This window comes from Nocardioides sp. Z13_37 (assembly GCF_058355585.1).
Map to the genome: position 1 here is coordinate 462,402 of NZ_JBZGDV010000001.1, position 25,814 is coordinate 488,215.

General features: G+C 72.9%; 23 protein-coding genes. 6 read left to right on the plus strand and 17 right to left on the minus strand.

Annotation, left to right across the window (positions count from 1 at the left end):
* Positions 1-64: 64 nt before the first annotated feature.
* The 4 genes from AC4H2S_RS02200 to AC4H2S_RS02215 form a co-directional block, all read right to left on the minus strand.
* Positions 65-1,612, minus strand: coding sequence for a hypothetical protein (locus AC4H2S_RS02200; RefSeq protein ID WP_491495322.1), 1,548 nt, complete (start codon positions 1,610-1,612; stop codon positions 65-67).
* Positions 1,596-2,294 (minus strand): ABC transporter ATP-binding protein, encoded by a 699-nt coding sequence (locus AC4H2S_RS02205; RefSeq protein WP_491495323.1) that lies wholly within the window; start codon positions 2,292-2,294, stop codon positions 1,596-1,598. The genes AC4H2S_RS02200 and AC4H2S_RS02205 overlap by 17 nt, the downstream gene beginning before the upstream one ends.
* A gap of 293 nt (positions 2,295-2,587) precedes the next feature.
* Complete coding sequence (locus AC4H2S_RS02210) at positions 2,588-4,816, minus strand: 3-hydroxyacyl-CoA dehydrogenase NAD-binding domain-containing protein (protein WP_491495324.1); 2,229 nt, start codon at positions 4,814-4,816, stop codon at positions 2,588-2,590.
* A gap of 108 nt (positions 4,817-4,924) precedes the next feature.
* Positions 4,925-6,136, minus strand: a complete 1,212-nt coding sequence (locus tag AC4H2S_RS02215; RefSeq protein ID WP_491495325.1) for an acetyl-CoA C-acetyltransferase — start codon at positions 6,134-6,136, stop codon at positions 4,925-4,927.
* 106 nt (positions 6,137-6,242) lie between these two features.
* On the opposite strand from AC4H2S_RS02215, the gene AC4H2S_RS02220 reads away from it, so the two are divergent.
* The 3 genes from AC4H2S_RS02220 to AC4H2S_RS02230 are packed head-to-tail and all read left to right on the plus strand — an operon-like array spanning position 6,243 to position 9,121.
* Positions 6,243-6,854 carry a helix-turn-helix domain-containing protein gene (locus AC4H2S_RS02220; protein ID WP_491495326.1) on the plus strand — a complete coding sequence of 204 codons (612 nt, stop codon included), beginning with the start codon at positions 6,243-6,245 and terminating at the stop codon, positions 6,852-6,854.
* A complete protein-coding gene (locus AC4H2S_RS02225) occupies positions 6,851-8,206 on the plus strand; it encodes a cation:proton antiporter (RefSeq protein WP_491495327.1) in 1,356 nt (451 codons plus the stop codon). Before AC4H2S_RS02220 ends, AC4H2S_RS02225 begins: the two co-directional genes overlap by 4 nt.
* A 12-nt stretch (positions 8,207-8,218) precedes the next feature.
* Positions 8,219-9,121 (plus strand): NAD(P)H-binding protein, encoded by a 903-nt coding sequence (locus tag AC4H2S_RS02230; RefSeq protein ID WP_491495328.1) that lies wholly within the window; start codon positions 8,219-8,221, stop codon positions 9,119-9,121.
* Here AC4H2S_RS02230 and AC4H2S_RS02235 read toward each other — a convergent pair.
* From AC4H2S_RS02235 to AC4H2S_RS02250, 4 genes are all read right to left on the minus strand, one after another.
* Entirely contained in the window at positions 9,104-9,790 is a 687-nt protein-coding gene (locus tag AC4H2S_RS02235) for a CPBP family intramembrane glutamic endopeptidase (protein WP_491495329.1), read from the minus strand. The genes AC4H2S_RS02230 and AC4H2S_RS02235 overlap by 18 nt on opposite strands.
* A gap of 50 nt (positions 9,791-9,840) precedes the next feature.
* A complete protein-coding gene (locus AC4H2S_RS02240) occupies positions 9,841-10,905 on the minus strand; it encodes an LLM class flavin-dependent oxidoreductase (protein WP_491495330.1) in 1,065 nt (354 codons plus the stop codon).
* A gap of 220 nt (positions 10,906-11,125) precedes the next feature.
* A complete protein-coding gene (locus AC4H2S_RS02245; protein ID WP_491495331.1) occupies positions 11,126-12,604 on the minus strand; it encodes a DEAD/DEAH box helicase in 1,479 nt (492 codons plus the stop codon).
* A gap of 229 nt (positions 12,605-12,833) precedes the next feature.
* Positions 12,834-13,313: an ArsI/CadI family heavy metal resistance metalloenzyme gene (locus AC4H2S_RS02250; protein WP_491495332.1), complete on the minus strand. Its 480-nt coding sequence runs from the start codon at positions 13,311-13,313 to the stop codon at positions 12,834-12,836.
* Between the two features lie 77 nt (positions 13,314-13,390).
* On the opposite strand from AC4H2S_RS02250, the gene AC4H2S_RS02255 reads away from it, so the two are divergent.
* Genes AC4H2S_RS02255 through AC4H2S_RS02265 form a run of 3 tightly spaced genes read left to right on the plus strand, consistent with a single transcriptional unit; the run spans position 13,391 to position 15,245 of the window.
* Positions 13,391-13,747: an ArsR/SmtB family transcription factor gene (locus AC4H2S_RS02255; RefSeq protein ID WP_491495333.1), complete on the plus strand. Its 357-nt coding sequence runs from the start codon at positions 13,391-13,393 to the stop codon at positions 13,745-13,747.
* On the plus strand, positions 13,744-14,853 hold the full coding sequence (gene arsB / locus AC4H2S_RS02260; RefSeq protein ID WP_491495334.1) for an ACR3 family arsenite efflux transporter: 1,110 nt from the start codon (positions 13,744-13,746) through the stop codon (positions 14,851-14,853). The genes AC4H2S_RS02255 and arsB overlap by 4 nt, the downstream gene beginning before the upstream one ends.
* A complete protein-coding gene (locus AC4H2S_RS02265; RefSeq protein WP_489976300.1) occupies positions 14,850-15,245 on the plus strand; it encodes an arsenate reductase ArsC in 396 nt (131 codons plus the stop codon). The genes arsB and AC4H2S_RS02265 overlap by 4 nt, the downstream gene beginning before the upstream one ends.
* A 26-nt stretch (positions 15,246-15,271) precedes the next feature.
* Here AC4H2S_RS02265 and AC4H2S_RS02270 read toward each other — a convergent pair whose 3' ends face one another.
* From AC4H2S_RS02270 to AC4H2S_RS02310, 9 genes are all read right to left on the minus strand, one after another.
* The gene (locus AC4H2S_RS02270; RefSeq protein WP_491495335.1) at positions 15,272-16,306 is read right to left on the minus strand and encodes a LacI family DNA-binding transcriptional regulator; all 1,035 of its coding nucleotides are present in this window, start codon (positions 16,304-16,306) and stop codon (positions 15,272-15,274) included.
* A 10-nt stretch (positions 16,307-16,316) separates the two neighbouring features.
* Entirely contained in the window at positions 16,317-17,807 is a 1,491-nt protein-coding gene (locus AC4H2S_RS02275) for a GH1 family beta-glucosidase (protein WP_491495336.1), read from the minus strand.
* Complete coding sequence (locus AC4H2S_RS02280; protein WP_491495337.1) at positions 17,804-18,622, minus strand: carbohydrate ABC transporter permease; 819 nt, start codon at positions 18,620-18,622, stop codon at positions 17,804-17,806. The genes AC4H2S_RS02275 and AC4H2S_RS02280 overlap by 4 nt, the downstream gene beginning before the upstream one ends.
* Complete coding sequence (locus AC4H2S_RS02285) at positions 18,619-19,632, minus strand: carbohydrate ABC transporter permease (RefSeq protein WP_491495338.1); 1,014 nt, start codon at positions 19,630-19,632, stop codon at positions 18,619-18,621. The genes AC4H2S_RS02280 and AC4H2S_RS02285 overlap by 4 nt, the downstream gene beginning before the upstream one ends.
* A 36-nt stretch (positions 19,633-19,668) precedes the next feature.
* Positions 19,669-20,907, minus strand: a complete 1,239-nt coding sequence (locus tag AC4H2S_RS02290; RefSeq protein WP_491495339.1) for an ABC transporter substrate-binding protein — start codon at positions 20,905-20,907, stop codon at positions 19,669-19,671.
* A 243-nt stretch (positions 20,908-21,150) separates the two neighbouring features.
* Complete coding sequence (locus tag AC4H2S_RS02295) at positions 21,151-22,599, minus strand: flavin-containing monooxygenase (RefSeq protein ID WP_491495340.1); 1,449 nt, start codon at positions 22,597-22,599, stop codon at positions 21,151-21,153.
* A gap of 49 nt (positions 22,600-22,648) precedes the next feature.
* Positions 22,649-23,833 carry an MFS transporter gene (locus AC4H2S_RS02300; protein ID WP_491495341.1) on the minus strand — a complete coding sequence of 395 codons (1,185 nt, stop codon included), beginning with the start codon at positions 23,831-23,833 and terminating at the stop codon, positions 22,649-22,651.
* A gap of 24 nt (positions 23,834-23,857) precedes the next feature.
* Complete coding sequence (locus AC4H2S_RS02305) at positions 23,858-24,592, minus strand: glutamine amidotransferase (RefSeq protein ID WP_491495342.1); 735 nt, start codon at positions 24,590-24,592, stop codon at positions 23,858-23,860.
* The gene (locus tag AC4H2S_RS02310) at positions 24,589-25,737 is read right to left on the minus strand and encodes a CaiB/BaiF CoA transferase family protein (RefSeq protein WP_491495343.1); all 1,149 of its coding nucleotides are present in this window, start codon (positions 25,735-25,737) and stop codon (positions 24,589-24,591) included. The genes AC4H2S_RS02305 and AC4H2S_RS02310 overlap by 4 nt, the downstream gene beginning before the upstream one ends.
* Positions 25,738-25,814 lie beyond the last annotated feature (77 nt).

Below are 25,814 nucleotides of genomic sequence, written 5' to 3' on the forward strand. Positions count from 1 at the left end.
GCCTCCAGGTGTCGGAGTCCCCGCTCGAGCGGGGACTCCGCCGACGACGACGGGCGCCCGCGGCTCAGACCGCGGCCACCGTCAGCACCACCCGCGCGCGCTCGTCGGCGGCGAGCCACCGGCGGCGGGCGCGCAGCAGCCGGACCGACGACCAGGCCAGGAACGGGAGCGCCACCGCGACGGGCAGCCACGCCCATGGGAGCGCCGCGAGGCCGGTGAACACCAACGCCGTCAGCGTCGTGACCAGCGAGAGCCGCCCGGCGTACCCCGCCATCGCGGCGTGCGGCGCGGGGGTCGCCCGGGGCGAGGACAGGTCGGCGGAGTAGGGCGAGCGGATCGACCAGGTCATCACGACCGCCAGCACCTGCACGAGCGCGACCAGCCAGCACGACGCGACCGCGACGCCCGTCACGAGCGGCGGCAGGCCGTTGCGGAGCAGGGCGAGCACCACGGTCACGCCCGACACCAGTGCCATGCACTCGGCGACGACGACGGCGCGTACGTCGAACACGTCCGCGGCGGGCACCGGCAGCGTCTCGCGCCAGACCATGCCCGTGCCGTCGAGGCACCAGGCGTTGACGCCGAAGAGCAGCGCCGCGCCGCTCGCGGTGAGCCCGGGCAGCAGCACCGTCGACCACTCCAGGCCGGCGACCAGGGCGACCAGGCCAGGCCCCAGGCCGAGGACCAGCAGGCCGCGCCGCATGCCGACCGAGCGCCACACCGAGCCGTGGTCGAGCCGGCGCAGCAGTGCGCGGTCGGCGGAGCCCCAGCGCGGGGTCGGGACGGGTCGCGCCTCGTGCACGCCCGACTGCACCCGCAGCTCCTCGCGCGGCGGCATGCCCAGTGCCCAGGCCGCCGGTCGCGCCCCCAGGACGACGGTCGCCGCGGCCAGGACGAGGAGCAGGAGGACGACGGTCGGCCAGCGACCCGTCCGGGCGGCGTCGGCGACCCAGGTCGTCGGCAGCGCCCGCGCCAGCGGGGCGAGCTGCCCGGCGAGGTGCAGGCCGGCGAGCGCCACGACGACCGCGCCACCGACCACCCGGACGACGAGCACGCCCCGCGCGGTGCGGCGTACCCCCTCGACCGCCCAACCGATCGCCTGCCCGAGCGCGGTCGCGAGCAGGGCCCAGGCCACGACGACGAGCTGGGCGCCGAGGAGCTGGCCGGGCGGCGTGACCAGCGCGGTGACGGCCAGGAAGCCCCAGACCTGCACCATCCAGGCCAGGTTCAGCGGGGCGAGCAGCAGCGCGCCGAGGTGCTCGGTCACCGGGCTGATCGGGTGGGGTGCGGCCTCGCTGCGCGAGAGCAGCTCGCGTCCGCCGCCGCTTCCCATCGCGGCACTGATCGCCAGCACGAGGAAGCCGGCGAAGGCGGCACCGAGGTTGGACTCGAGGGCCGACAGCGCCCGGTCGAGCACCGGGGACCCGACCGTGTCGCCGTCGATGCGGGACGGCCCGACGGCGACGGCGAGGCTCAGCGCCAGCACGACCGCCAGGCCGAGCACGGCGGGGCCCCGACGGCGTACGGTCCCGGTCCGGAAGGCCAGCAGGTGGCCGGTGTCGCGCGCCGCCTCGAGCCAGCCGCGCGGGCCCGTGTCAGTCGAGGAGCGCACGATAGGCCTCGCCGGTGAGGTCGGCGGCCTGCATCGCGGCGACCCGGTTGCCGCCGCGCAGCACGACCGCCTCGCCGCAGGCCTCGAGCGCCAGGTCGCGCAGGTGGGTGGAGAGGAGGACGCAGGCGCCCCGGGCGCGCGCGTCGGCGACGACCTCGAGCGTCGCCTCGACGCCGATCGGGTCGACGCCGTCGAAGGGCTCGTCGAGCAGCAGCACGGCCGGCTCGTGGAGCGCGGCGAGCACGACGCTGAGCCGACGGCTCATGCCGTGGCTGAAGCCGCCGACCACCCGGTGGGCGACGTCGCCCAGCCCGAAGCGCTCCAGCAGGTCGCGCCCGCGGTCCTCCCACGCGTCCAGCCGCCGCAGGCGGGCGCTGAGCTGCAGGTGCTCGAACGGGGTGGCGCGCGGCACCAGCCCGCCGACGTCGGGGCAGTAGCCCACCGCGCGCTTGACGCCGAGGGCATCGGTCGCGGCGTCGTGGCCGGCGACGGTGACCACGCCGGAGGTGGGGGGCACGACCCCGGCGAGCACCTTCATGGTGGTCGACTTGCCTGCGCCGTTGCGGCCCAGGAGCGCGGTGGCGCGGCCGCTGCCGGCCACGAGGTCGACGCCGGAGACCGCCTCGACGTCGCCGAAGCGCACGTGCAGGTCTCGGACGACGACGGCGGGGGTCTGGCTCACCGCACGATTCTGGCCGAGTGGGCGCGTCCTCGCCCCGAAAACGCCTCGACTCGGCCCGTCCTCGCGCTCACCGAACGTCGAGTCGGCGCATCCTCGCGCCCACCGAACGTCGAGTCGGCGCATCCTCGCGCCTGCCGGACGTCGAGTCGGCCCTTCCTGACTTCCATGCGTCAGAACGCGCCGGCTCGACCCCGTTCGGGCGTCAGGACGCGCCCACTCGACCCCGTTCGGGCGTCAGGACGCGCCCACTCGGCACCGTTCGGGCGTCAGGACGCGCCCACTCGACACCGAACTCAGGCAGGGAAGGAGCCGCCGTTCGCCGCGAGGTCGCGGAGGTGGGCGGTCGGGCGGAAGCGCTCGCCGTAGGTGTCGGCGAGCTCGTCGGCGCGGTCGCAGAAGGCCTGGAGGCCGACCGGGCCGACGCCGTGGCCGGTGTCGTCCAGCGCCTGCCAGCCGGTCATGAACTGGGCCGCGCCGCCGGTGAGGGCGGGGAAGCCGATGCCCATGATCGAGCCGATGTTGGCCGCGGCGGCCGAGGTGATCACGCCCTCCTCAAAGCACTTCGCGGTCTCGAGCGCCTCGATGAACAGCATCCGGTCGCGCACGTCGCGGATCGGGGGCTGCTCCTCCGCGACGGGGAACGTCTCGGCGAGCCCGGGCCACAGGCCGGTGCGCTTGCCGGCCTCGTCGTAGTCGTAGAACCCGGCGCCCTTGAGCCGCGACGGGCGGCCGAGCTCGAGCATGGTGTCGACGACCGCGGACGACGGGTCGGCGGAGACGTCCCTGCCCTCGGCCTGCCAGGCCGCCTCGTTGGCGATGCGGATCTTCTTCATCAGCTCGAGGTTGAGCTCGTCGCTGATCTGCAGCGGCCCGACCGGGAAGCCCGCCGACGTCGCCGCCCGCTCCAGGGAGACCGGGTTGACGCCCTCCGCGAGCATGGTGAGGCCCTCGTTGATCTGGGTGCCGATCACGCGCGAGGTGTAGAAGCCGCGCGAGTCGTTGACGACGATCGGCGTCTTGCGGATCTGCTGCACGACGTCGTACGCCTTGGCGAGCGCGGCGTCGGAGGTCTCGGCACCGCGGATGATCTCGACCAGCGGCATCTTGTCGACGGGGCTGAAGAAGTGCAGGCCGATGAAGTCGGCCGGGCGGTCGACGCCCTCGGCGAGCTCGGTGATCGGCAGGGTCGAGGTGTTGGAGCACAGCAGTGCGTCGCCGTCGACGAAGGGCGCCACCTCGGCGAAGACCTTGGCCTTGAGCGAGGGGTCCTCGAAGACCGCCTCGATCACCAGGTCGCAGCCGGCCAGGTCGGCGGCGTCGGCGGTGGGCGTGATGCGGCCGAGCAGCTCGTCGGCCTTCTCCTGGGTGATCTTGCCGCGCTCCACGCCCTTGGCGTTGAGGCCGGCGGAGTACGCCTTGCCCTTCTCGGCCGCCTCGAGGGAGACGTCCTTGAGCACGACCTGCATGCCCGCGCGGGCGCAGGAGTAGGCGATGCCGGCGCCCATCATCCCGGCGCCGAGCACGGCGACCTTGGTGGCCTGCCACTTGTCGATGCCCTGCGGGCGCAGCGATCCGGAGTTGATGGCCTGCAGGTCGAAGAAGAACGCCTGCATCATGTTCTTGGCCTGCTGGCTGACCACCAGGCTGGTGAAGTAGCGGCTCTCGATGCGCGAGGCGGTGTCGACGTCGACCTGCGCGCCCTCGACCGCGGCGCTCATGATCGCGCGCTGGGCGGGGTAGACCGCGCCCTTGGTCTGCTTGCGCAGCAGCGCCGGGAAGGCCGGCAGGAACTGCGCGAGGGCCGGGGTGCGCGGGGTGCCGCCGGGCATCTTGTAGCCGGCGCGGTCCCACGGGTTCTTGGCCGCGTCCTCGTCGTCGCGGTGCTCGAGGATCCAGGCCCGCGCGGCCGGGACGAGCTCCTCACGGGTCGCGACGAGCTCGTCGACGAGCCCCTTGGCGAGCGCCCCCTTCGGGTCGAACTGGGTGCCGGGCATGAGGACGTCCATCAGCGCGGTCTGCAGGCCGAGCATGCGTACGACGCGGGTGACCCCGCCGCCGCCGGGCAGCAGGCCGAGCGACGCCTCGGGCAGGCCGATCCTGACCGACCGGTCGTCGACGGCGATGCGGCGGTTGGCAGCGAGCGCGATCTCGAGGCCGCCGCCGAGCGCGGCGCCGTTGATGGCCGCGACGACGGGACGCGGGAACGTCTCGAGGCGGCGGAGGCTGGCCTTGATCGCCTCGGCCATCGAGAAGATCTCCGCCGCGTCGTCGGGCGTCGCCTTCATCATGCTCTTGAGGTTGCCTCCGGCGAAGAAGGTCTTCTTCGCGCTGGTCAGCACGACGCCGACGACGTCGTCCTGCTCGTCGTACAGCCGCTGGACCGCGGCCTCCATCGACGACAGGTAGAGCTCGTTCATGGTGTTGGCGCTGGCGGTGGGGTCGTCGAGCGTCAGGGTGACGATGCCGTCGGCGTCGCGGTCGTAGCGGACGGCGGTCTGGGTCTCGGTGCTGGCGGTGCTCATGCGGAAGTCCTGTCTGGCGGGGTGGTCCAGGTGGGGAGTGGTCGGGCCCGACGCCCCCGGCGGCCGGCGTTCGCTGGCCGCACGGGGACGGAGCGGGTGGAGCTCGGCTCAGACGAGCTCGACGATGGTGGCGATGCCCATCCCGCCACCGACGCACAACGTGGCGAGGCCCCGCTTCTGGTCGCGGCGGGCGAGCTCGTCGACGAGCGTGCCGAGGATCATCGCGCCGGTGGCGCCCAGCGGGTGGCCCATCGCGATCGCCCCGCCGTTGACATTGGTGACGTCGTGGCTGATGCCCATGTCGCGCATGAAGCGCATCGCGACGGCGGCGAACGCCTCGTTGATCTCCCACAGGTCGATGTCGTCGACCTCGAGGCCGGCCCGGGCCAGCGCCTTGCGGGCGGCGGGCGCGGGGCCGGTGAGCATGATCGTGGGGTCGGCGCCCGACACGGCGGTCGAGATGATCCGCGCCCGCGGGGTCAGGCCGAGCGACGTGCCGACCTCCTCGGTGCCGATCGCGACGATGGCGGCGCCGTCGACGATGCCGGAGGAGTTGCCGGCGTGGTGGACGTGGTCGATCGCGGGGACCCAGTGGTACTTCTCGAGCGCGACGTCGTCGAAGCCGGCGTCGCGGCCGATCTGCGCGAACGACGGTCGGAGGCCGGCGAGCCCCTCGACCGACGTGTCGGGACGCACGGTCTCGTCACGGTCCAGCACGATCACGCCGGCGAGATCCCTGACCGGGACGACGGAGCGGTCGAAGTAGCCGTTGGCCCAGGCCTTCGCGGCCCGGTGGTGCGACTCGGCGGCGTACGCGTCGACGTCCTCGCGGCCCCAGCCCTCGATGGTCGCGATCAGGTCGGCGCCGATGCCCTGCGGCACGAAACCGGTCTGCAGCGCGGTCGCCGGGTCCATCGCCCAGGCGCCGCCGTCGCTGCCCATGGGCACGCGGCTCATCGACTCGACGCCGCCGGCGAGGACGAGGTCCTCGAAGCCGGAGCGCACCCGCTGCGCGGCCTGGTTGACGGCCTCGAGCCCGGAGGCGCAGAAGCGGTTGAGCTGGACGCCGGCGACGGTCTCGGGGTAGCCGGCCTTGAGCGCGGCGGTCTTGGCGATGTCGCCACCCTGGTCACCGATGGGGGTCACGACACCGAGCACGACGTCGTCGACGCGGCTCGGGTCGAGCGTGGGGTTGCGGGTCTTGAGCTCGTCGAGGAGTCCGACGACCAGGTCCACCGGCTTCACCTCGTGGAGCGTGCCGACGGCCTTGCCGCGGCCGCGAGGTGTGCGGATGTGGTCGTAGACGAATGCTTCTGCCATGCGGCTGATTGTGACACCATTACTGTCACAGTCCAACAGGTGTGGCGCGCGTCACCCACCCCCCGGGGTCTCCGTCACGGAGGGCTGCAGACGAGAGGATGGTCCGGTGGAGACCGAGCTGCACGCCGACCAGCCGACGCGGCGCGACGACGAGCTGCTCACCCTCGACCAGCTCACCGAGCGCACCGGAGTCAGCGCGCGCAACGTGCGCTTCTACGCCTCCCGCGGCCTCGTGCCGCCGCCCATCCGCCGCGGTCGCTCGGGCTACTACGGCCCCGACCACCTCGCCCGGCTCGAGCTCGTGCGCGAGCTGCAGGGCCACGGCTTCACGCTGTCGGCGATCGAGCGCTACGTCGAGCGGATCCCGGCCACCGCCACGCCCTCCGACATCGCGCGCCACCTCTCGCTCCTGGCGCCGGTCACCGGCGACCGCGACGTCGACGTTCCCGGGGGGCTGTCGGGGATGGGCATCTCCCCCGAGGCCGCCGCGGCGGTCGCCGAGGTCTACGCCGAGCACGGCCGCCAGGTCGCCGAGGAGCTCTCGGAGATCGTGCGCACCATGGTCTGGCCGCAGTTCCGCGAGGCCGGCTACACCGCCGAGCAGCTGCGCGAGTTCATCCACCGGCTCAAGCCGCTCACCATCGCGGGACTGGTGACGGCCTACGAGCAGGCGATCGACGAGAGCCAGGCGGCGTACGACGGCAAGCGCCCCCGATGACGGGCGGGGCGGTCTACCTCCTGCTCGGCCTGTCCCTGCTCCTGGCGATCGTCCTGCCCCAGCTGGTGCACCGGATCCCGGTGTCGCCGCCGATGGTGCTCGTCGCCCTCGGCATGGCCATCGGCCTGCTGCCCATCGACGACTCGGTGAGCCTCGACCCGCAGGACCACCACGCCCTGATCACCCACGTCACCGAGTTCACCGTGCTGGTCTCGCTGATGGGCGTCGGCCTGGCGATCGACCGTCGCTTCGACCTCCGCTCGTGGCGCTCGTGGCACTCGTGGTCCCCGGTGTGGCGGCTGCTGCTGGTCGCCATGCCGCTGACGATCCTCGGCGTCGCGCTGATCGGCTGGTGGGTCGCCGGGCTGGTGCCGGCCGTGGCCCTGCTCCTCGGCGCCGCCCTCGCGCCCACCGACCCGGTGCTCGCCTCCGACGTGCAGGTCGGCGAGCCGCTGACCGAGGACGTCGACGACGGCGAGGGTCCCGGGCCGGGGCGACGCGACGACGAGGACGACGACATCCGCTTCGCGCTGACGGCCGAGGCCGGACTCAACGACGGCCTCGCCTTCCCGTTCGTGCACCTGTCCCTCCTCCTGCTGGCCGGAGGGTTCGGCCTGGCCGACGCGGGCGCCTGGATCGGCTGGTACGTCCTGGGCAAGATCGCGCTCGGGATGATGGTCGGCGTGGCCATCGGCTGGCTGCTCGGCCGGCAGGCCTTCCGCTCGCGCAGCGACACGCTCCGGCTGGCCGACCACGGCGAGCCGATGCTGGCGCTCGCCGCGCTGCTGGCGGCGTACGGCGCGACCGAGCTGGTCGGGGGCTACGGCTTCCTCGGCGTGTTCGTGTGCGCGATGAGCCTGCGCGCCACCCACCGCGGCCACTCCTACCAGCGCGCGATGCACGGGGTCGTGGAGCGGCTGGAGCGGCTGATGACCCTGCTCGTGCTGCTGGTGCTGGGCATGGCGATGACCCGCGGGCTCCTCGAGCACCTCGACTGGCGCGGCGTGGCGGTCGGCCTGGGGCTCGTCCTCGTCGTACGCCCCCTCGCCGGTTGGATCGCGGTGGGCGTGCTGCCGCGCCGCGAGCACCTCGCCGGTGGACTCGACCGCGGGGAGATGGCGGCCGTGTCCTTCTTCGGCGTCCGGGGTGTGGGGTCGCTGTTCTACCTCGGCTACGCCGTCAGCCACGAGCACGTGCCCGGTGAGGCGTGGCTGTGGTCGACGGTCGCCTTCACGGTGATCGCGTCGGTGCTGCTGCACGGCGTCACCTCGACCCCGGCGATGGCGCGGCTCGACGCCCGCCGCGCCGCCCGCGCCCCGGCTCGGCCGACCGGCGGGTCTGGACGCGCCTGACAGCATGGCGGCATGGTCACCGTCCTCGTCACCGGCGCCACCGGCTTCATCGGCCGCCGCCTGCTCCCGGCCCTGATCGACGCAGGCCACGACGTGCGGGCGATGACCCGGCGCCCGGAGTCGTACGACGGCCCGGGCGAGCCCGTCGGCGCCGACGTGGGCGACCGCGCGTCGCTCGACGAGGCGCTGCGCGGCGCGGACGTCGCGATCTACCTCGTCCACTCCCTCGACGCCCCCGACTTCGAGCGCAAGGACGCCGACGCGGCACGCAGCTTCAGCGCCGCCGCGGCGGCGGCCGGGGTGCGTCAGATCGTCTACATGGGCGGCCTCGGGGACGACAGCGACGAGCTGTCCGCCCACCTGCGCTCGCGCCGCGAGGTCGAGGAGCTGCTGGGTCGCGACGGCGTGCCGGTAACCGTGCTGCGCGCCGCGATCGTGGTGGGCCACGGCGGCATCTCGTGGGAGATGACCCGCCAGCTCGTCAAGAACCTGCCCGCCATGGTGGTGCCCAGGTGGGTCGCGACGCGCACCCAGCCGATCGCCATCGACGACGTCGTGCGCTACCTCGCCGGGGTCGTCGACCACCCCGACGCTCTCGGCCGGGTCTTCGAGATCGGCGGCACCGAGCAGCTGACCTACCTCGACATGATGAAGGTGGCCGCCGAGCTGATCAGCGGGCGCCGGGTCCCGATCGTGGTGGTCCCCGTGCTGACGCCGCGGCTCTCGTCGTACTGGCTGGCACTGGTCACCGACGTGGACGCCACGACCGGGCGCAACCTCATCGACTCGATGGCGACCGAGGTGGTCGTGCGCGACACCTCGATCCGCGACGTCGTGCCCGGGGAGCCGCTGTCCTACCGGGAGTCGGTGCGCCGCGCGCTGGCCGAGCGGGCGGCCTCAGAAGAGCAGCGGTAGCAGGAACAGCATCGACAGCGACCACGTGATGTGGGTCAGGATCGGCGCCAGCACGCCGCCGCTGGCACGCCGCTCCAGACCGCAGACCGCGCCGAGCAGGATGGCGGCGAAGGCCAGCATCACGTTGCCGGTGGCCAGCGTGGCCACGACGTAGGCGAGTGTGGTCCAGACGACGGGGTACTTCGGGATCGCGGCGTACATCGCGCCCCGGAAGAACAGCTCCTCGGCGATGCCGTTGACGAACGTGATGGCGGCCAGCAGCGTCAGCGAGCCCTGGTCGGCGTACTCCAGGACCGAGCTGACGTACGTCGCCAGCGGCTCGATCTCGCGCACCACCAGCGCGCCGAGGACGAAGATCCCGACCAGCAGCAGCCCCAGCATGATCGGCGCCAGGATCGGCCGGATGAACACCTCGCCATCGCCAGCGATCCGGCCGAGGTGGAGCCGGCCGGACAGGAAGGCGCCGGCCGCCCAGACCCCGGCCAGCACCACCGCGGCGACGTAGAAGGTGCTGCTGCCCGGCTCGAGGCGCAACGACCAGCCCAGGACGACCGCCCCGACGAGCACGACGATCGCCGCGACGACCCGCCGCCGACGGAATGCGGCGGCGGTGTCGCGTTGGTCGCGCGGGACGACGTCCCACAGCGACCGCTGGATCCAGGAGCGCATGTCGGCCAGCCTAGGAGGGGCTGCCAGCAGCACGGCTGGGTGCTCGCGGGCTACGACGACGCGAGGAGCTCGCGCACGCGCGGCACGACCTCCTCGCCGTAGAGGCGCACCGACTCCATGCGGTGCTCGTGCGCGAGCCCGCCCACGGAGTACTTCAGCTGGAAGCGGGAGAGCCCCAGCGTCCGCGCCGCCCAGGCGATCTTCTGCGCGACCGTCTCGGGCGATCCGACGAACAGCGCGCCATGCGGGGCGGCGGCCTGCTCGAACTGGATGCGCGAGTAGGGCGGCCAGCCGCGCTCGCGGCCCAGCCGGGTGTAGAGCTCGGCCTGGTGGGGGTAGAGCTGCTCGCGCGCCTCGTCGTCGGTGGCGGCGACGTGGCCCGGGGAGTGCATGCCGATCGGCAGCTCGGGCAGGTCCAGGCGGCCGAGTGCCTCGCGGTAGAGCTCGGCGAGCTGGACGAACGACGCGGGCGAGCCGCCGATCACCGCCAGCATCAGCGGCATGCCGTACTGCGCGGCACGCACCACCGACTGCGGGGTGCCGCCGACGCCGATCCACGCGGGCACGCGGCCGGCCGCGGTCGTCGGGTAGACCCGCTGGGCGGAGAGCGGTGGCCGGACGGTGCCCTCCCAGGTCACCGGGCCCTCCTCCTGCAGCGTCGCGAAGAGGTCGAGCTTCTCGGCGAAGAGCCGGTCGTAGTCGGACAGGTCGAGACCGAAGAGCCCGAAGGACTCGACGAACGAGCCACGCCCGAGCTGCACCTCCGCGCGCCCGCCGGACACGGCGTCCAGGGTGGCGAAGCGCTGGTAGACGCGGATCGGGTCGTCGGAGGACAGCACCGTCACGCCGGTGCCCAGCCGGATCCGCTCGGTCTGCCCGGCGATCGCGGCGAGCACGACGTCCGGCGCGGAGATCGCGAAGTCGGGGCGGTGGTGCTCGCCGAGGCCGATGTAGTCGACACCCACCCGGTCGGCGAGCACCGCCTCGGCGACGACCTGGCGCAGCGTCTCCGGGTGGTTGCCCGGCGCGCCCTCGAGCGGGGCGTCGCCGAACGTGTCGAGCCCCAGGGTGGGGTGCTCACGCGTGCCGAGCACGGAGAAGTCGAAGTCGGCCATGGGGACGCCCTCCTTGGTTGGTTGAAGAGTGAACCATCGGGGTGGGCCGGGCATTCCGGACAGCACACTGGCCCGTGAGTCCCTCAGGGACTCAGGCCCCAGAACGGCGTTGGTTCATCAAGGTATGCAGACGGACCCGCACTTCCCACGGTGAATTGATCGAGGGAAGTGCGGGTCCAGCGACATACCTTGATGAACCGTCGGCGGGCCGAGCGCCAGGTCAGCGACCGCGGCTGAACGACGACGCGCTGTGGGCGCGACCGCCCTGCGAGGTGCCGGCCGAGGCGCCGCCGCCCGAGCCGCCGCTGCGGCGCCGGCGCTGGCCGCCGGAGGGCTGGCCGCTCTTGGCCGACTGTCCGCCGGACGCGGCCGACGAGCTGGTGCCGCGCTGGCCACCCTGGCCGCGGGACTGACCGCCCTGGCCGCTGCTCTTGCCGCGACCACGCGAGCGGTTGCGGCCACCGCCACCGCCACCGGCGCGGGCGCCCTGGGCGCCGGCACCGGTCGGGGTCTCGACCACGAGGCCGCCGGGGACGAGGGTCCGCTCACCGGGGGCGAGCTGGACCAGCACCGGGTGGCTGGGGCCGTTGACCTTGGTGGTGGTCGGCTTGATGCCGGCCAGACGGGTCAGGTCGCGCACGTCGCGCACCTGCTCGTCGGTCATCAGGGTGATGACGGTGCCCTCGTTGCCCGCGCGCGCCGTACGGCCCGAGCGGTGGAGGTAGGCCTTGTGCTCGACCGGCGGGTCGGCGTGGACCACGAGGGCGACGTCGTCGACGTGGATGCCGCGCGCGGCGATGTCGGTCGCGACCAGCGTGGTGGCGTGGCCGGCGTGGAAGGCCTCCATGTTGCGGGTGCGGGCGTTCTGCGACAGGTTGCCGTGCAGCTCGACGCTGGGCACGCCCGACTTGTTGAGCTGGCGGGCCAGCGCCTTGGCGCCGTACTTGGTGCGGGTGAAGACCACCGTGCGGCCCGGGGCCGAGGTGAGGTCGACCAGCACCGGCACCCGCTGCTCGCGCGAGAGGTGCAGCACGTGGTGGTGCATCGTGGAGACCGGCGACTGCGCCGAGTCGGCCTCGTGGGTGACCGGGTTGGTCAGGAAGCGCTTGACCAGCACGTCGATCGCCTTGTCGAGCGTGGCCGAGAAGAGCAGGCGCTGACCCGACTGCGGGGTCTTGTCCATGATGCGGCGCACGCCCGGCAGGAAGCCGAGGTCGGCCATGTGGTCGGCCTCGTCGAGGATCGTCATCTCGACGGCGGAGAGGTCGGCGTAGCCCTGGCCCATCAGGTCCTCGAGGCGCCCGGGGCAGGCGATGACGACGTCGACGCCCTTCTTCAGCGCGGTGACCTGGGGGTTCTGGCCGACGCCGCCGTAGACCACGACGGTCGACAGGCCGGCGGCCTTGGCGAGCGGGACGAGGGCGGCGTGGATCTGGCCGACGAGCTCGCGCGTCGGCGCCAGGATCAGCGCGCGCGGCTTGCGCGGCATGGCCGGCATCTTCGACGCGTCGAGGCGGGCCACGAGCGGGAGCAGGAACGCGTACGTCTTGCCGGAGCCGGTGCGGCCGCGGCCGAGGACGTCGCGACCGGCGAGGCTGTCAGGCAGCGTCGCGGCCTGGATCGGGGTGGGAGTGGTGATGCCCTGCTGCTCGAGGATCTGCGCGAGCGAGGACGGAACGCCGAGGTCGGCGAAGTTCATGTGACTGCTTTCGGTTGGCGTCTCGCCACCGTGAGCCGCGATGTGCGTGGAACGGACGTACGCGGCGTACGTGCCTCAGAAGTGAGGAAAGGTCCGCAAGGACCTGCGCCCGGGGCAAGACCGGCCGGGCGTCTGAGAGACCCACGCTACCGGTGCGGATGGTGTTCGTGTGAATTTCCCGCGCGGTGACGCTCGCCTCATGCCTCCCGGCCGGCTGTCGCGGGACGCGTCAGGCGCAGCAGACGGCGCCCCCGGCGGCGGCTTCCTCGGCCCGATCCTCGGCCCGATCCTCGGCCCGATCCTCGGTCCGCTCCTCGACTCGCCCCTCGGCAGTGGGAACCGGGGCGTCGTCGGTGATCGTGTAGACCTCCCAGCGCTCCCCGTCGGGCGTGTTCTGCACCCAGAACTTGTCCTGCTTGGCGTAGCAGCACGTGGTGTCGCGCTCCTCGGTCGTCGCGAAGCCGGCCGCCGCGAGGCGGGTCAGCTCGGAGTCCACGGCGTCGACGTCCTCGACCTCGACGCCGAGGTGGTTGATGCTCCCGCCCTGCCCGGCGTTCTCCACCAGGACGAGCTTGAGCGGCGGATGGGCGACCGCGAAGTTGGCGTAGCCCGGGCGCACCTTGTGCGGCTCGGTGCCGAAGAGCGTGGAGTAGAAGGCGATCGACGCCTCGAGGTCGTCGACGTTGAGCGCGAGCTGCAGGCGGGACATGGGGTGCTCCTTGAGATATTGATGGATGTCGATGGGTCGAGATTGCCCTAGACATCGACATCTGTCAATGTTGACTCGTGTCGAAGTCCGAGCTGACCCTGAGCCCCGTCGAGACCGTCGCCTGCTGCTCGCCACTGGTGCGCGAGCCGCTGTCGGCCCACCGCGCCGAGGGGGTGGCGCCGCTGCTCAAGGCGCTCGCCGACCCGGTGCGCCTGCGCCTGGTCTCGATCGTCGCCGCGAGCGAGGGCGGCGAGGCCTGCGTGTGCGACCTCAACGACGCCTTCGACCTCTCCCAGCCGACCATCAGCCACCACCTCAAGGTGCTGCACGACGCCGGCCTGCTCGACCGCAGCAAGCGCGGCGTGTGGGTCTACTACGCCGTGCGTCGCGAGGTGCTCGCCGACCTCGCGGCCCTCATCGGCGGGGGCGCGTGAGCACCCCCGACCGCGCGGGCGGCGGGCTCTCGACCCTCGACCGCTTCCTCCCGCTGTGGATCGGCCTCGCCATGGCCGCCGGGCTCCTCCTCGGCCGCTCGGTGCCCGGCCTGGACGACGCGCTGTCGGCCGTCGAGGTCGACGGGATCTCGCTGCCGATCGCGATCGGCCTGCTGGTGATGATGTATCCCGTCCTGGCCAAGGTGCGCTACGACCGTCTCGACACGGTCACCTCCGACCGGCGCCTGCTCGTCGCCTCCCTCGTCCTCAACTGGGTGCTCGGGCCGGCGCTGATGTTCGCGCTGGCGTGGCTGCTGCTGCCCGACCTGCCGGACTACCGCACCGGTCTGATCATCGTCGGCCTGGCCCGCTGCATCGCGATGGTCGTCATCTGGAACGACCTCGCGTGCGGCGACCGCGAGGCCGCCGCGGTGCTGGTGGCCCTCAACTCGGTCTTCCAGGTGGTCGCCTTCGCCGGCCTCGGCTGGTTCTACCTCGAGGCGCTGCCCGCCTGGCTGGGCCTGGAGGGGGCCGCCCTCGACGTGTCCACGTGGCAGGTCGCGAAGTCGGTGCTGGTCTTCCTCGGCGTGCCGCTGCTGCTCGGCTGGCTCTCGCGCACCTACGGCGAGCGCCTCCGCGGCCGGGAGTGGTACGAGTCGGCGTTCCTCCCCCGGGTCGGGCCCTGGGCGCTGGTCGGCCTGCTCTTCACGATCGTCCTCCTCTTCGCCCTCCAAGGTGAGCAGGTCACCAGCCGGCCCCTCGACGTGGCGCGCATCGCGCTGCCGCTCCTCGCCTACTTCGCCCTGATGTGGGGCGGCGGCTTCCTGCTCGGCCGCGTGCTCGCGATGTCGTACGAGCGCACCACGACGCTGGCGTTCACCGCGGCCGGCAACAACTTCGAGCTGGCCATCGCGGTCGCCGTGGCGACGTTCGGCGTCACGTCCGGGCAGGCGCTGGCCGGTGTCGTGGGCCCGCTCATCGAGGTGCCCGTGCTCGTCGGCCTCGTCCACGTCAGCCTGGCCCTGCGTGGCCGCTTCGCCGACTGGGCACCCGACCCGGCGCGCGACCCGGCACCCGACCCGACCGTGCCGAGGAGCCGACGATGACCACCCCCACCGTGCTGTTCGTCTGCGTGCACAACGCCGGCCGCTCGCAGATGGCCGCCGGCTGGCTGCGTCACCTCGCCGGCGACCGGGTCGAGGTGCTCTCGGCCGGGTCGGCGCCGGCGTCGTCGATCAACCCGGTGGCCGTGGCGGCGATGGCCGAGGTCGGCATCGACATCGCGCGCCACCAGCCGCGGGTCCTCGACGAGGCCGACGTGCGCGCCTCCGACGTCGTCGTCACGATGGGGTGCGGCGACGCCTGTCCGTTCTTCCCCGGCACTCGCTACGAGGACTGGCGCCTCGACGACCCCGCGGGGCAGGGGATCGAGGCCGTACGGCCGATCCGCGACGAGATCCGCCGCCGGGTCGACCAGCTGCTGGCCTCGTTGGCCTGACCGCGAGGGCCGCGACGCCGCGCGGCTCAGGCGCTGGCGCGGCGGACCAGGGTCGGGGGGATGATCAGGCGCATCGGGCGGCCGGAGGCGGGGTCGTCGACGCACTCGAGCAGCAGGCGGGTCGCGCGCTCGGCCATCTCGTCGACCGGCTGCCGCACGGTGGTCAGCGCCGGCGTGGTGCGCTCGGCGACGCCGAGGTCGTCGAAGCCGACGACGGCGATGTCGTCGGGCACCCGGCGGCCGAGCTCGGCGAGCACCTTCAGCGCGCCTGCGGCCATCAGGTCCGAGGCGACGACGAGCCCGTCGAGGTCGGGGTGGCGCTGCATGAGCAGGCGGGTGGCCGCCTCGCCGCTCGCCTCGGTGAAGTCGCCGTGCTCGATCGCGTCGGCGGCCAGCCCGGCCGCTGCCATCGCCTGGCGCCACCCGACGACACGGTCCTCGGCGGCCGTCATGTCGGAGGGCCCGGCGATGGTGCCGATGCGGGTGCAGCCGCGGGCCACGAGCAGCTCGGTCGCCTCGCACTCCCCCGCGACGTTGTCGACGTCGACGTAGGCGACCCGGTCGCCGCCGGTCCAGGGCCGGCCGCCGAAGACGCAGGGCAGGCCGATGTCGGCGAGGTGCTCGGCGAGCCGGTCGTCGCGGTGGTGGGAGACGACGAGCGCGCCGTCGACGTGGCGGTTGGTGAGGTAGCGCAGGGTGCGCGTGCTCGAGGCGCCGGGCCGGGCGAGCAGGAGCACGAGCTGGATGTCGCGCTCGCCGAGCACGCGGGTCACCCCGCGCAGGGTGCCGGCGAAGAACGGGTCGGAGAAGACCCGGTCGTCGGGCTCGGGCACGACCACGGCGATCGAGTCGGTGCGTCGGGTGACCAGGCTGCGCGCCGCCGGGTTGGGGACGTAGCCGAGCGTGCGCACCGCCATGTCGACCGCCGACTGGGCGCGGGCGCTGACGCGCTGGCCGCCGTTGATCGCGCGGGACGCCGTGGCGCGCGAGACCCCGGCGACCCGGGCCACCTCGTCCAGGGTGGGCTGACCGGCGCTGGCAGCGCTCCGTGACGACGACACGCGCGCCACGCTAGTGCGCCCCGCCCACCGGTGGGGGAAGGATCCCGCTGCGGGCCAGCTCGCCGTACCAGTGCGCGCTCGACTTCGGCGTGCGCCGCTGGGTCGCGTAGTCGACGTGGACCAGCCCGAAGCGCTTGGCGTAGCCGAAGGCCCACTCGAAGTTGTCGCAGAACGACCACTGGAAGAAGCCGCGCACGTCGACGCCCTCCTCGAGGGCCTGGTGCACGGCGCGCAGGTAGGAGTCGAGGAACGCGATCCGGTCGGGGTCGTCCACCCGGCCCTGCTCGTCGGGTGCGTCGGCGAACGCCGCGCCGGTCTCGGTGAGGTAGATCGGCAGGCGGGGGTAGTCGTCGTGCAGGCGTCGCAGCAGCCGGTGCAGGCCGTCGGGCTGGATCTCCCACCCCATGTCAGTGAGCGGCAGCCCGCGGCTGGGGAAGGTGACGTGCTCGGAGCCGGGGAACGGCGACAGCGCGACGCGGTCGGGGTGGTCGGCGCCGAGGCCGACGACGTCGGTGCGCGGGTGACCGGAGACCTCGTTGCCGTGGTAGTAGTTCACGCCCAGCACGTCGATCGGGGACGAGATCACGTCGAGGTCGCCGTCGCGCACCACGTCCAGCCACGGCCGGCCCTGCCACGTCAGCGCGGCGGTGTCGTCGAGCACGTCGGCGGGGTAGGCGCCGCGGAAGACCGGGTCGAGGAAGAAGCGGTTGTGCAGGCCGTCGATCCGGCGCGCGGCGTCGACGTCGACCGGGTCGCTCGGGTCGCTCGGGTCGGGCACGGTGAAGTTGAGGCTGAGCCCCAGCCGGTCGACGCCCCGGCTGCGCAGCTCCTGCGTCGCGAGGCCGTGCCCGAGGAGCAGGTGGTGGGCCGCGACCAGGCCCGCGGCCCCCTCCTGGCGTCCGGGGGCGTGGTGGCCGGCGGTGTAGCCGAGGAAGGACGAGCACCACGGCTCGTTGAGCGTGGTCCAGGTCGGCACCCGGTCGCCGAGGACGTCGTGGACGGCGAGGGCGTGGTCGACGAACCGTTGGGCGGTGTCGCGGTTGGTCCAGCCGCCCGCGTCCTCGAGCACCTGGGGGAGGTCCCAGTGGTAGAGGGTCAGCCACGGCGCGATGCCGTGGGAGAGCAGCTCGTCGACGAGGCGGTCGTAGAAGGCGAGGCCCGCCGCGTTGACCGGTCCCGCGTCGGGGCGTACGCGCGGCCACGCGACCGAGAAGCGGTACGACGTCGCGCCGAGGTCGGCGAGCAGCGCCACGTCGTCGGGCATCCGGTGGTAGTGCTCGCAGGCCACGTCGCCGGTGTCGCCGTTGAGGATCGCGCCGGGGATGCGCGAGAACGTGTCCCAGATGGAGGGCGTGCGGCCGTCCTCGGCGACGGCGCCCTCGATCTGGTAGGACGCGGTCGCCATGCCCCAGACGAAGTCGGTCGGGAAGCGGGGCGCGTCGGTCGCGGTGGCGACGTCGGTGGTGACGTCGGCGGCGACGGGCGGGGTGTGGATGGTCATCCCTTGACAGCTCCTTGCATGATCCCGGTCACGAGCTGGCGACCGGCGACGACGAACAGGACGAGGAGCGGGATGGTGGCCAGGGTGGTCCCGGCGAGGACCAGGCTGAAGTCCTTGAAGTACCCGCTCTGCAACTGGTTGAGCGCCACCTGGATGGTGGGGTTGTCCGACGGCAGGGCGATCAGCGGCCAGAAGAAGTCGGTCCACACCTGCATGAAGGTGAACAGCCACAGGATCGCCGCGGCGGGTCGGGCCGCCGGGACGGCGACGGTCAGGAAGGTGCGGATCTGCGAGCACCCGTCCATCCGCGCCGCCTCGATGAGCTCGTCGGGCACCGCGTCGACGAGGTACTGGCGCATGAAGAACACGCCGAAGGCGGTCACCAGCCACGGGATGACGACCGACCAGATGCTGCCCGCCCAGCCCAGCTTGGACATCAGGATGAACAGCGGCACGACGCCGAGCTGGGTCGGCACGGCCATCGTCGCGATGACCACGACCATCAGGGGCCCGTTGCCCCGGAAGCGCAGCTTGGCGAAGGCGTAGCCGGCCAGGGTGCAGAAGAAGACGACCGAGCACGCGGTGACGGTCGAGACCACCAGGCTGTTGGCCAGCGCCTTCCAGAAGGGGATGGAGTCGAGCGCGCGCTGGGCGTTGCTGATGAAGTGGCCGCCCGGCAGCAGCGGCGGGATGCCCTGGGCCGCCACCTCCTTGGTCTGCGAGCCCAGCAGGAACGACCAGTAGAGCGGGGCGGCCGAGCCGAGGGCGAACGCGGTCAGCAGGCCGTAGACGAGGAACCCGGGACGCCGGCTCATCGCGAGCCTGCCCGGGTGCCGAAGCGACGGATGGCCAGGAAGTTGCCGATGGCGAAGACGCAGATCACCAGGAACAGCAGCCAGGCCGTGGCCGACGCGCGGCCGAGGTCGCGCAGCTGCCAGCCGAAGTCGTAGATCAGCATCGTGATGGTGCCGAACTGGCGGTCGCTGCCGCCGTTGCGGGCGAGCGTGTCGTCGAAGAGGCGCGGCTCGGCGAAGATCTGGAGGCCACCGATGGTGGAGGTGATGATGACGAAGATCATCGTGGGCCGGATCATCGGCACGGTGATGGACAGGAACTGGCGCACCCGACCGGCGCCGTCCATCGCGGCCGACTCGTAGAGGTCGCGGGGCACCGCCTGCATCGCGGCCAGGAAGATCAGCGCGTTGTAGCCGGTCCAGCGCCAGTTGACCATCGTGGCGATCGCGACGTGGCTGGCGACCCGGTTGGTGTGCCACGCGATCGGGTCGATGCCGACCATGCCCAGGAGCTCGTTGACCAGGCCGTAGCGGTCGCCGTAGAGGCTCCCGAAGATGATCGCGACCGCCACGGGCGAGACGACGAACGGCAGCAGGATGCTCATCCGCCACGTGGTGCGGGCCCGCAGCTGGTTGTCGAGCAGCGCGGCCAGCACGAGCGCGATGAGGATCTGCGGCACCGAGGAGATGAGGAAGATGCTGATCGTGTTGACCAGCTGCTTGGTGAAGTAGGGGTTGTCGAGGACCTCGCGGTAGTTGCCCAGGCCGACGAAGTCGCCCTGGCCGCCGAGCAGGCTCCAGTCGTGGACCGAGACCCAGGCGGTGTAGGCCAGGGGGAACATCCCGACCACGAGGAAGACGATGAAGAACGGCGCGATGTAGAGGTAGGGCGAGAGCGCCACGTCGAGTCGGCTCAGGCGGTGGCTCCAGGGCCGCGTGCGCCGGCCGGGGTCGCGGCCGGCCGGGGGCCGGGCCCGGGGCGGCGGCACCTGCTCGGTGCCGTCACCCCGGGTGGGGAGGTGAGTGGTCACGTCTCGCCGATCGGGTGTGGGATGCCCGGGGCCGGGTCAGCCCAGCGCCTCGACGTCGCTCAGGAACTGGTCCCACGACTTGTCGGGGTCCTGCGAGCCGTCGTCGACGCGCAGGATGGCGGCCTGGAAGGCGGAGAGGATGTCGGAGTACTTCGGGCCCTTGAACGGCTGCACCGTGATGGCCGCCGCGCGCTCGGCGGTGATCTTGCCGATCGGCGCGTCGTTGAAGAACTCGTTGACCGCCTCGGTGACCTCCGGGGAGTCCTGCGCCTCGACCTGGCTGGGGAACGCACCCACGGCCTCGAACGCCTTGGCCTGCTGCTCGGGGGCGGTCAGCCACGCGGCGACCTCCTTGGCCTCCTCGATGTTGTCGCCCTGCGCCGGGACGGTGAGGAAGGAGCCGCCCCAGTTGCCGCCGCCGCCGGGGAACACGTTGGCGATGTCCCAGCCCTCGACGCCCTCGGAGTTGCCCTCGATGATGCCCATCAGCCAGCCCGGGCAGGCCATCGTGGCGAACGCGTCGTCCTGGAACTGCGCGGTCCAGTCGTCGCTCCACTGGGGGATCTTCGAGGAGAGCCCGCGATCGACGTTGTCGGTGACGGCCGTCCACACGGCCTTCAGCTCGGGGTTGTCCACGTCGATGGTCGACTCGTCGGTCTCGAAGGGGTACTCGATCTGGTTGAGCATCGCCTGCGCGAGCCCGCCCGAGGAGTCGTACCAGGCGGTGCCGGGCATCGCCTTGACGAACTTGTCGCCGGTCGCGAAGTAGTCGTCCCAGGTCCCCATCAGGCCCGCCACCTCCTCGCGGTCGGTGGGCAGCCCGGCCTTCTTGAACAGGTCGGCGCGGTAGCAGATGCCCTCGGGCCCGACGTCGGTGCCGTAGCCGATCATCTGCCCGTCGGCGTTGGTGCCGGCCTCGGCCTTCCAGTCCAGCCAGCGGCCGTCGAGCGCGGGGTCGGTGAGGTCGACGAAGGCGCCGCTCTCGGCCATGATCGCGGGCATCGCGTCGCCCTCGATCGCCTCGATGTCGGAGAGGCCGGAGCCCGCCGCCAGCTTGGTGTAGAGGTTGGCCTTGGCGTCGTCCCAGGTGCCGACCTTGACCTGCTTGATCTTGATGTCGTCGTGGTCGGCGTTCCACTCGTCGATGAGGTCCTCGTAGCCGAACTCGTTGAACGTCGCGACGGTGACCGTGGTCGCGCCATCGGCGCTCGAGCCGTCGGAGTCGTCGTCGCTGCCGCTGCACGCGGCCGCGGTCGTCGCGAGGGTGAGCGCCATCAACGCGCTCGAGGCGAGTCGCACTCGCCGGGTCCGTGGGGTCCTGCGTCCTGTCTGCACCACTGCACTCCTGCCGTCCTGCGAGGGTGCCGGGCTGGTTGCCCGGCCGGGAGGTGGACGTGAGCGGTGTGAGAGCGCTTCCACTTCCGTCCGCCAGCAACTATGACGGCGGTCACATGACCTGTCAACGGCTTGCGGACGAAACGGATCCGGAATGTGAGAGCGCTTCCATGAACACGCCTCTCACGACCACTCGAGGACTCCGTCGTCGAGCCGGGCCCGACGGATCGCGCGGGCGTCGTGGAGATAGCTCTGTCGCAGCGACCACGGCGCGACGGTGCCCTGCCGCGGCAGCGTGTGGACCACCCGCTGGACGTAGCCCGCGTCGAAGTCCATCAGCGGCACCTCCTCGACCGACGGGTCCCGCACCGGCACCACCGAGCGCGCGCCGGTCTCACGCATCCGCGTCAGCAGGCGGACGACGTACTCGCTGACGAGGTCGGCCTTGAGCGTCCAGGACGCGTTGGTATAGCCGATCGTGAAGGCGAAGTTGGGCACCCCGGACAGCATCATCGCCCGGTAGGCCATGGTGTCGCGGGGCTCGACGGTCTCGCCGTCCACGCTGAGCTCGGCGCCGCCGAAGACCTGCAGGGAGAGGCCGGTGGCGGTCACCACGACGTCGGCGTCGATGCGCTGCCCCGACTCCAGCTCCACGCCGGTCTCGGTGAAGGTGGCGATGCGGTCGGTGACGACGTCGGCGCGCCCGTCGCTGATCGCCCGGAACAGGTCGCCGTCGGGCACCAGGCACATCCGCTGGTCCCACGGGTCGTAGGCGGGCTTGAAGTGGGTGTCGACGGCGTAGCCGGGCGGCAGCTGGGCGACGTTGACCCGGCGCACGAAGCGACGCACGAGGTCGGGGCGCCGGCGGCTGGCCCGGTAGAGCGCGGCCTGCAGCGCGATGTTCTTCCAGCGGGTCACGACGTAGGAGCGGTCCTCCCCCACCAGCCTGGTCAGCCGCCCCTTCACCCCGTCCCTGGCCGGCACCGGGAGGACGTAGGTCGGCGAGCGCTGCAGCATGGTGACGTGCGCGGCGCCGGTGTCGGCCAGGGCGGGCACGAGGGTGACGGCGGTGGCGCCCGAGCCGATGACGACGACGCGCTTGCCTGTGTGGTCGAGGTCGGCGGGCCACTGCTGCGGGTGGACGAGCAGACCGCGGTAGCGCTCCTGGCCCTCGAAGTGCGGGGTGTGGCCGGCGTCGTAGTCGTAGTAGCCGCTGCACGCCCAGAGGAAGCCGGCCGTGATGGTGCGCTCCTCGCCGTCGACCTGGGCCGTGACCGTCCACCGCGCGGTGGCCGAGTCCCAGTCCGCCGCGACGACGCGGTGGCCGTAGCGGATGTGTCGGTCGACGCCGTGCTCGCGCGCGGTGTCGCGGAGGTAGGCCAGGATCGAGGCGCCGTCGGCGAGCGCAGTGTCGCCGCGCCACGGCCGGAAGCGGTAGCCCAGCGTGTGCATGTCGGAGTCGGAGCGCACGCCGGGGTAGCGGAACAGGTCCCACGTGCCGCCGCTCGCCTCGCGGCGCTCCCAGACGGCGTACGACGCCTGCGGCAGGTCGGTGGCCAGGTGCGCGGCCGCGCCGATGCCCGACAGCCCGGCGCCGATGATCAGCACGTCGACGTGCTCGCCACTGCTCACCTCTCGAGCGTAGGTGACGCGCGGGCACCACGTAACCCTGAGTTACACCTCAGCGCAGGTCGCGCGCCATCGCCGCCAGCCCGAGCACCGGGCCGGGCAGGAGGAGCAGCGACACGAGCGGCCCGAGGTCGCCGACCAGCCCCACGGTCAGCGCGATCGCGCCGATGGTGAGGCCGAAGCCCAGACCGTTCTGGATGGCGAGCGCGCTGCCCACGAGGTGGGGTGGGCACGCCCGGGCCGAGAGCGCGGAGAACTGGGCCGAGTCGGCGACGACCGCGACGCCCCACACGAGCAGCAGCGCCAGCGCGAGCGCGACCGGGGCGCGCGCGACCAGCGGGTAGATCAGGCAGGCGGCGCCGGAGACCGACAGCGCGGTCGCGGCCACGCGTACGCCGCCGACGCGCCGGCTCCACCAGCCGCCCGCGATCGAGCCGAGTGCCCCTGCCCCGATCACGGCGAACGCCCAGGCGTTGAGGGTGGTGCCGCGGTCGCCGAGGAGGTCGAGCAGCAGCAGGGGCACGAGGGTCCAGAAGGCGTAGAGCTCCCACATGTGCCCGAAGTAGCCCAGCGCCGCGCCCCGGTAGCCCGGCACCCGGAACGCCTGCAGCACCGCGCCCGGGCGCAGTCGCGCCGCGTCACCGCGCGGCAGGTGCGGCCCGTCGCCGAGCAGCAGCACCACGACACCGGCCACGAGCGCCAGCGCCGAGGAGGTGAGGACGACGGCCTGCCACTGCCAGCCGAGGCCGAGCGAGGTGATCAGGTGCGGCAGGGCGGTGCCGAGCGTGAGCATGCCGACCAGCCAGCCGAGCGCCTCGCCGGCGCGGTCGGGGGCCCAGGAGACGACGAGCTTCATCCCCAGCGGGTAGATGCCGGCCAGGCTGAGCCCGGTGACGAACCGCCACGCCACCCCCTCGGCCGTGCTGTCGGCCAGCAGCGCGAAGCCGGCGTTGCTGCCCGCGCCGAGCAGGCACGCGACCGCGAAGATCCGGCTGGCCGGGAACCGGTCGGGCAGGCTGGTCACCGCCGCGAGCAGCGTGCCGAGGACGAAGCCCGACTGCACGCCGATGGTGAGGCTGCCCAGGCCGGTGTCGGTCAGGTCCCAGACGTCGCGGAGGTCGGCGGCCGCGGCGTTGGCGCTGAACCACAGGGACGTGCCGAGCAGCTGGGCGACGACGACCACCGGCACGGCCAGGCGCGCGCGACGCGTCGCGACCGGGTGCGTGTCGACGTCCACCGCCTCACCCTGCCAGAGCGGGGCTCAGGTGCGGGCGTGGAGCTCGACGAACCTGGCCAGCAGCCGCACCGGCTCGGTGACCATCGCCTCGCGGGCGGCCGCCTTGAGGTGCTCCTGCTCGTGCGGCTCGTAGTAGCCGTGGGCGCTGTAGGCGTCGATGCGGTCGCAGATGGCGACGGCGTCGAGCTCGGGGTGGAACTGCGTGGCGTAGACGTGGCGCCCGATCCGGAAGGCGTGGACGGGGCAGGTGGGCGTCGAGGCGAGCAGCACCGCGCCCTCGGGCAGCCGCGAGACCGCCTCCTTGTGGCCGAGGTAGGCCATGAACTCCCCCGGCACCACGCCGAGGAGCGGGTCGGCGACACCGGCCTCGGTGAGCCGTACGGGCAGCGCGCCGATGGGCTCGCCCCACGTCCGGTCGACCACGCCGCCGCGCAGGGTGCCGAGCACGCCGATGCCGTAGCAGGCGCCGAAGAACGGGAAGTCCGCCGCGACCACCCGCTCGGCGAGCCCGTGCAGCTCGGCCTCGGCGCGGCGCTGTGCCGGCGACTTCACGTCCTCGGGGTCGGAGACGTTGAAGGGGCCGCCGCCGAGGATGATCCCGGACCACGCGTCGAGGTCGACCTCGCCCAGCGGCTGGGCCTCCAGCCGGACGCGCACCAGCTCCTCGGGGCGCAGGCCGCAGCCGGCCAGCACGGCGTCGTACTCCTGCTGGGCGACGTCGTCCTCGGCGCGGGTGCCGAGGAAGAGGAACGGCTTCACGCCTGCGCCGCCGCGCCGGCCGCGAGCAGCCCGTCGACGTCGTCCACGCCCCATGCCTCGAGCGCCTCGCGGGTGTGCTCCCCCGGCAGCGCCGGCGCGCCGCGGAGGGTGGGTGCGGTGCGCGAGAAGCGCGGCGCCGGCGCCGGCTGGGTGACCCCGTCGCGCTCGACGAAGGTGCCCCGGGCCGCGAGGTGCGGGTGGGCGGGCGCCTCGGCGAGGGGTACGACGGGCGCGACGCAGGCGTCGGTGCCGTCGAAGACCTCGCACCACTCGGCCTGCGTGCGCTCCTTGAACCGCCGGGTCAGGGCGTCGCGGATCTCGGCGTGGTGGGCGGGGTCGTCGCGGTCGGGCAGGTCGGCGCCGATCCGCTCGACGAGCGCCGCCCAGAACTGCGGCTCGAGCGCGCCGACGCTCATGTGCCGGCCGTCGGCGGTCTCGTAGAGGTCGTACCAGGGGGTGCCGCCGTCGAGCAGGCCGGAGCGTCGCGTGCCGGTGGCGAGGCCCACGGCGGCGAAGCTCGAGGCCATCGCGTTGAGGTGGGCGGTGCCGTCCACGATCGCGGCGTCCACCACCTGCCCGCGTCCGCTCGACCGGGCCTCGAGGAGCGCGGCGAGGATGCCGATGACGAGGTAGGTCGAGCCGCCGCCGAAGTCGCCGAGGAGGTTGCTCGGGAAGTGCGGCCGATCGGGGTCCTGGCCCAGGCCGTGGAGGGCGCCGCTGATCGCGACGTAGTTCATGTCGTGCCCTGCCGCCCCGCTCCAGGGACCGTCCTGGCCCCACCCGGTCATCCGCGCGAAGACCAGACGCGGGTTGCGCGCGTGGCAGGCGTCGGGGCCGAGCCCGAGGCGTTCGATCGCGCCCGGACGCATCCCCTCGACGAGCACGTCGGCCCGCTCCACGAGGTCGAGCACGGTGGCCACCGCGTCGGGGTGCTTGAGGTCGAGCGCGACGCTCGGCCGGCCCCGGGCCATCACGTCCTTCGCGCCCATCGCGAACATCCCGCCGCCCGGCCGGTCGATGCGGATCACGTCGGCGCCGAGGTCGGCCAGGATCATGCACGCGTGCGGGCCGGGCCCGATGCCGGCGACCTCGACCACCCTCACGCCCCGCAGCGGCCCGGTGCCCTGCCCCAGCTCGTACGTCATGGGCCGATCATGACACCACCGCTGTCAGGGTCGCGACGGTCGAAGGGACGTGGCGTGGGGCGACGGACCGGCCCCGC

Excerpts from the sequence above, each read along its gene's own strand:
- AC4H2S_RS02210 (WP_491495324.1), bottom strand. The coding sequence starts at position 4,816 with ATGAGCACCGCCAGCACCGAGACCCAGACCGCCGTCCGCTACGACCGC.
- AC4H2S_RS02215 (WP_491495325.1), bottom strand. The coding sequence starts at position 6,136 with ATGGCAGAAGCATTCGTCTACGACCACATCCGCACACCTCGCGGCCGC.
- AC4H2S_RS02225 (WP_491495327.1), top strand. The coding sequence starts at position 6,851 with ATGACGGGCGGGGCGGTCTACCTCCTGCTCGGCCTGTCCCTGCTCCTG.
- AC4H2S_RS02230 (WP_491495328.1), top strand. The coding sequence starts at position 8,219 with ATGGTCACCGTCCTCGTCACCGGCGCCACCGGCTTCATCGGCCGCCGC.
- AC4H2S_RS02235 (WP_491495329.1), bottom strand. The coding sequence starts at position 9,790 with ATGCGCTCCTGGATCCAGCGGTCGCTGTGGGACGTCGTCCCGCGCGAC.
- AC4H2S_RS02240 (WP_491495330.1), bottom strand. The coding sequence starts at position 10,905 with ATGGCCGACTTCGACTTCTCCGTGCTCGGCACGCGTGAGCACCCCACC.
- AC4H2S_RS02245 (WP_491495331.1), bottom strand. The coding sequence starts at position 12,604 with ATGAACTTCGCCGACCTCGGCGTTCCGTCCTCGCTCGCGCAGATCCTC.
- AC4H2S_RS02250 (WP_491495332.1), bottom strand. The coding sequence starts at position 13,313 with ATGTCCCGCCTGCAGCTCGCGCTCAACGTCGACGACCTCGAGGCGTCG.
- AC4H2S_RS02265 (WP_489976300.1), top strand. The coding sequence starts at position 14,850 with ATGACCACCCCCACCGTGCTGTTCGTCTGCGTGCACAACGCCGGCCGC.
- AC4H2S_RS02275 (WP_491495336.1), bottom strand. The coding sequence starts at position 17,807 with ATGACCATCCACACCCCGCCCGTCGCCGCCGACGTCACCACCGACGTC.
- AC4H2S_RS02280 (WP_491495337.1), bottom strand. The coding sequence starts at position 18,622 with ATGAGCCGGCGTCCCGGGTTCCTCGTCTACGGCCTGCTGACCGCGTTC.
- AC4H2S_RS02290 (WP_491495339.1), bottom strand. The coding sequence starts at position 20,907 with ATGGCGCTCACCCTCGCGACGACCGCGGCCGCGTGCAGCGGCAGCGAC.
- AC4H2S_RS02310 (WP_491495343.1), bottom strand. The coding sequence starts at position 25,737 with ATGACGTACGAGCTGGGGCAGGGCACCGGGCCGCTGCGGGGCGTGAGG.